The organism is Mycobacterium sp. E3298, assembly GCF_001666895.1.
Taxonomy (GTDB): domain Bacteria; phylum Actinomycetota; class Actinomycetes; order Mycobacteriales; family Mycobacteriaceae; genus Mycobacterium.
The window spans coordinates 1-4826 of the sequence record NZ_LZJB01000082.1; the positions used below are offsets into that span (position 1 = coordinate 1).

A 4826-nucleotide genomic window follows, 5' to 3' on the forward strand; every position below is an offset into this window, starting at 1 on the left:
GCGCGGCCGCCATCAAACCGGCCGACGCGGTCAGCATGAGCACTACGCTGCGCTCGTAGAGCAGCCCGCCCGCCAGCGCGCCCGCCATGATGCCCACCTGGAAAGCCGTCACGTAGAGCCCCGACGCCCCGTCGGGGTCGTCGGCGCCGCTGCGCATCGCCGCGGACTGCATCATCGGCGACACGGCGGTGGCCATCGCCCCCCACAGCACGATCGCGGCCGTCCCGATCAGGGCCGCGGCCGCGGCGGGGCGGCCGCCCAGTGCCAGCGCGGTCAGCACCACGAATGCGGCCGTCAAACCGGCCAGGCACCCGATGATCGCCCCCTTGGGCCTGCGGTCCAGCGGCCGCGCCACCAGGCCGACGGCTATCACCCCCGCCACGCCGTAGGCGGCCAGCACCCATGCCAGGTTCGGCCCCCGCACGCCGACGACCTCGCGGATGATCTCCACGATGTAGGTGTAGGAGACGAAGTGCCCGGTCACGCCGACCATGGTGATGATGCTGACGATGATCAGCCGGCGGTTGCGGTGGTGGCGGGACCGGGGGCCCACGCACTTCAGCTGGTCCTCGGTGAGCACCATCTCCGGCAGCAGCGCCCGCGCGGCCACCGTGACGATGACGGCCGCCACGGTCACACACACCACCGCCAGGCGCCAGCCCCACATCAGGCTCATGGCCGCCGTCAGCGGGCTACCGACCACCAGCGCCAGGCTGGTTCCGACGTAGATCGACATCGTCGCGCGGCCGGCGTGGCTCGGCGGTACCAGCCGCGTCGCGATCGGCGCGATGACCGACCACAGCAGCCCGTGCGTGATCGCGCACAGCACGCGACCGGCGGCCAGTACTTCGAAGGTGGGGGCCACCGCCGAGATCATCTGCGAGACGGTCAGGCAGGTCAGGCTCAGCACGAGCACCCGGCGGCGCGGCAGGTGCGCGGTCCAGCGCACCAGCGGAATCGTGGTCAGCGCCGCGACCAGGGCGTACCACGACAGCAGGGTCCCGACGAGGACCAGGCTGACGTGCAGGTTGCGGGCGATCGCCGGCAGCGCGCCGACGGGCAGGATCTCGGCGGTCACGTAGGTAAAGGCCGCCGCCGCCAGCACCACAAGCTGGGCCGCGACCCGTGGCGTCCACGTTCGGGCGGCAGCATTGGTTTCGGCAGTCATGGCGTCGGTATCGGCCGGGCTACCCAGTTCCTGGGTTGTCGCGCCTAATGCGATCACACTGCCTTACCGTACGGACCGCAACTACGGCTCCTCCCTTATCGGGGCCGTAATCCGGGTCTCAACTCGGTCACCAATCAGGAACGAACGAGGCGCGCGATGGCGGCGGAGGCCTCGGCGAGCTTCTGGTCGGCGTCGTCGCCGCCCTCGGCCACGGCGCGGGTGACGCAGTGGTTGAGGTGCTCGTCGAGCAAATTCAGGGCGACCGAACGCAGCGCGCTGTTGACCGCGCTGATCTGGGTGAGGACGTCGATGCAGTACTTGTCCTCTTCGATCATCCGCGCGATGCCGCGCACCTGACCCTCGATGCGCCGCAGCCGCTTGGCGTAGTTGTCCTTCTGCTGCGAATATCCGTGCGCGTTCGTCATCCTGTCCTTCACCCCTGCCCATCCACGCCCGCCGCGCGTGGCCGGGCCGGCGTCACGATTCCACTTTATACCCCGCCCGGGTATGACCCGCACATTTGCCGTCCGGCCTGTTCACGCATACTTGCAGGATGGCCACAACACGCGATGCGTCCGGAGTCACCGACATCAAACCGCGCAGCCGTGACGTAACCGACGGCCTGGAGAAGGCCGCCGCGCGGGGCATGCTGCGGGCGGTCGGCATGGGCGACGAGGACTTCGCCAAGCCGCAGATCGGGGTGGCGTCGTCGTGGAACGAGATCACGCCGTGCAACCTCTCGCTGGACCGGCTCGCCAAGGCGGTCAAGGAGGGCGTGTTCGCGGCCGGCGGCTTCCCGCTGGAGTTCGGGACGATCTCGGTGTCCGACGGCATCTCGATGGGCCACGAGGGCATGCACTTCTCACTGGTGTCGCGCGAGGTGATCGCCGACAGCGTCGAGACCGTGATGCAGGCCGAGCGCCTCGACGGCTCGGTGCTGCTGGCCGGCTGCGACAAGTCCCTGCCCGGGATGCTGATGGCCGCCGCGCGCCTGGACCTGGCGGCGGTGTTCCTCTACGCGGGGTCGATCCTGCCCGGGCGGGCCAAGCTGTCCGACGGAACCGAACGCGAGGTCACCATCATCGACGCGTTCGAGGCGGTGGGCGCGTGCGCGCGCGGCCTGATGCCCCGGGAGGACGTCGACGCCATCGAACGCGCGATCTGTCCCAGCGAGGGCGCGTGCGGCGGCATGTACACCGCCAACACGATGGCCAGCGCCGCGGAGGCGCTCGGCATGTCGCTGCCCGGCAGCGCGGCCCCACCGGCGACCGATTACCGCCGCGACGGGTTCGCCCGCCGCAGCGGTGCGGCCGTCGTCGAGTTGCTGCGGCGCGGGATCACCGCCCGCGACATCCTGACCAAGGAGGCCTTCGAGAACGCGATCGCGGTGGTGATGGCGTTCGGCGGATCCACCAACGCCGTGCTGCACCTGCTGGCGATCGCGCACGAGGCCGACGTGGAGCTGTCCCTCGACGACTTCAGCCGGATCGGTTCGAAAGTGCCGCACCTGGCCGACGTCAAGCCGTTCGGTCGCCACGTCATGTCGCACGTCGACCAAATCGGCGGCGTGCCGGTGGCGATGAAGGCGCTGTTGGATGCGGGCCTGCTGCACGGCGACTGCCTGACGGTGACGGGCGAGACCGTCGCCGAGAACCTGGCCGCGATCGACCCACCCGACCCCGACGGCAAGGTGCTGCGGGCGCTGGACAATCCCATCCACCCGACCGGGGGCATCACCATCCTGCGCGGATCGCTGGCGCCCGAGGGCGCGGTGGTCAAGTCGGCCGGCTTCGACTCTGACGTGTTCGAGGGCACGGCAAGGGTTTTCGACGGTGAGCGGGCCGCGCTGGATGCCCTGGAGGACGGGACGATCACCAAGGGCGACGCCGTGGTGATCCGGTACGAGGGTCCCAAGGGCGGTCCGGGGATGCGCGAGATGCTCGCCATCACCGGCGCCATCAAGGGCGCCGGCCTGGGTAAAGACGTGCTACTGCTGACCGACGGCCGGTTCTCGGGCGGGACGACCGGCCTGTGCGTGGGGCACATCGCGCCGGAGGCGGTCGACGCCGGGCCAATCGCCTTCCTGCGCGACGGCGACCCGATCCGCCTGGACGTCGCGAACCGCGTGCTGGACGTGCTGGTCGACGGGAGCGAATTCGATTCCCGGCGAAAGGGTTTCACCCCTCCCCCGCCGCGCTACAAGACGGGCGTACTGGCCAAGTACGTCAAGCTGGTGAGCACGGCGGCGAACGGTGCGGTCTGCGGCTAGCCCCGATCGCCGCCTCGCTCAACGGGTTTGGATGCTATGCGTGGGTGGCCGCCGCGCGTGTGCGCCTGCCGAAGTAGGTGGCGTTGAGGCCCAACAGGGTCAGCAACGCACCCGCGATCACGTTCGACCACGTCATGCCGGTGGTCAGCGTGACGCCCGGCAGGATCCACAGGGACGCGATGACCCACATGCCGAGCACCGGCATCGTCCAGGTCAACCCGTGTGCACGGTCGAGCGCCGTTGCGAACCCGTACGCCAAGAACGCCGCGGCGACCCCGGCGATCAGGTTCGACGTGGCAAGCGATCCCGTGGCGCTGAAACCCACCAGCCACGGTGACGCGGCCACATACAGGCCCGTCAGCAGCGCCAGCCCGAAGGTGACGTGCGCACTCATCGACTCGGCGACGCGGTCGTAATTCGCGCGCAGGGCCAACAAGTCGGGGTGGTGATCGATTGATGAATGGACTGTACTCATTTTGTGACCTTTCTGTTATGCAGCAAGCCTTTTGAGCTGTCTGCACCCATCCATCTGCCGTCAAGATTACGCCCGATCACGGTCCGATTCGACCACCCGCGTAGCGTCGTGAGGCGTGGACATCGCGGACCGCCTGCGCCTGGACGTTCCGGTCGCGCAGGCCGGCATGGGCGGCGGTCTGGCGGGTGCCGCGCTGGCCGCCGCGGTCGCCGAGGCGGGCGGCCTGGGCACCCTGGGTATCGCCACGCCGCGCCGGCTGCGCGCGTCCATCGATGAGGTGCGCGAGCGGACGCCGGGCCGCGCGGTCGCGGTAAACCTGTTGCTGCACTTCGTTCATCGCGGGCACATCACGGCCTGCGTCGACGCCGGAGTCGACGCCGTCGTGCTGGCCTTCGGCGAGAAGCGGGGGCTGGTACGACACCTGCGCGACGCCGGCATCTTCGTCTTCGTGATGGTCGGCACCCCGGGGCAGGCCCGCGCCGCTATCGGTTGGGGCGCCGACGGTTTGATCGCTCAGGGGCGCGAGGCCGGTGGCCACCTCGTCGGAACCGTGCCGGCGCTGCAATTCCTGCCCCAGGCGCTGGCCGTCGCGGGCCACCGCCCGGTGTTTCTCGCCGGCGGCATCGCCACCGGTGCCGACACCAGCGCCGCCCTGGCCGCGGGCGCCAGCGGCGTGGTCGCGGGAACGCGCTTCCTGATGACGCACGAGGCGAACGCCAACCGGGAGTATCAGCGCCGAGTTGCCAACGCGGACACGACGATCGAGACCAACCTGTTCGGCCTGAGCTGGCCGCTGCGCCATCGCGTCGTGCCCAACGCGGCGACGCGGCGCTGGTGCCGCGCCGACGGCAGGGCGAAGCCGTTGCCCGCTGCCATCAATGCGGTGAGCCGCCCGATGGCCGTGCTGGGCTACT

The 4826-nt window shown here is 70.1% G+C and carries 5 protein-coding genes; 2 read left to right on the forward strand and 3 right to left on the reverse strand.

Annotation, left to right across the window (positions count from 1 at the left end; genetic code table 11):
* Positions 1-1168, reverse strand: a 1168-nt coding sequence (locus tag A9X05_RS03695; RefSeq protein WP_067779250.1) for an MFS transporter, incomplete at its 3' end; no start/stop codon positions are given.
* Between the two features lie 134 nt (positions 1169-1302).
* Positions 1303-1593 (reverse strand): metal-sensitive transcriptional regulator, encoded by a 291-nt coding sequence (locus A9X05_RS03700; protein WP_007167284.1) that lies wholly within the window; start codon positions 1591-1593, stop codon positions 1303-1305.
* 128 nt (positions 1594-1721) lie between these two features.
* Here A9X05_RS03700 and ilvD point away from each other — a divergent pair, with 128 nt between their 5' ends.
* A complete protein-coding gene (gene ilvD / locus A9X05_RS03705) occupies positions 1722-3437 on the forward strand; it encodes a dihydroxy-acid dehydratase (RefSeq protein ID WP_067779238.1) in 1716 nt (571 codons plus the stop codon).
* A gap of 34 nt (positions 3438-3471) precedes the next feature.
* Here the strand turns inward: ilvD and A9X05_RS03710 are convergent, their stop codons facing one another.
* On the reverse strand, positions 3472-3912 hold the full coding sequence (locus A9X05_RS03710; RefSeq protein WP_067779239.1) for an SPW repeat protein: 441 nt from the start codon (positions 3910-3912) through the stop codon (positions 3472-3474).
* A 115-nt stretch (positions 3913-4027) separates the two neighbouring features.
* Here A9X05_RS03710 and A9X05_RS03715 point away from each other — a divergent pair.
* Positions 4028-4826 (forward strand): nitronate monooxygenase (locus tag A9X05_RS03715; RefSeq protein ID WP_067779247.1); only part of this gene is annotated, 799 nt, incomplete at its 3' end.

What these genes read in the sequence shown, in the direction of transcription:
- A9X05_RS03710 (WP_067779239.1), bottom strand. Translation starts at nt 3,912, where the DNA reads ATGAGTACAGTCCATTCATCAATCGATCACCACCCCGACTTGTTGGCC.
- A9X05_RS03700 (WP_007167284.1), bottom strand. Translation starts at nt 1,593, where the DNA reads ATGACGAACGCGCACGGATATTCGCAGCAGAAGGACAACTACGCCAAG.
- ilvD (WP_067779238.1), top strand. Translation starts at nt 1,722, where the DNA reads ATGGCCACAACACGCGATGCGTCCGGAGTCACCGACATCAAACCGCGC.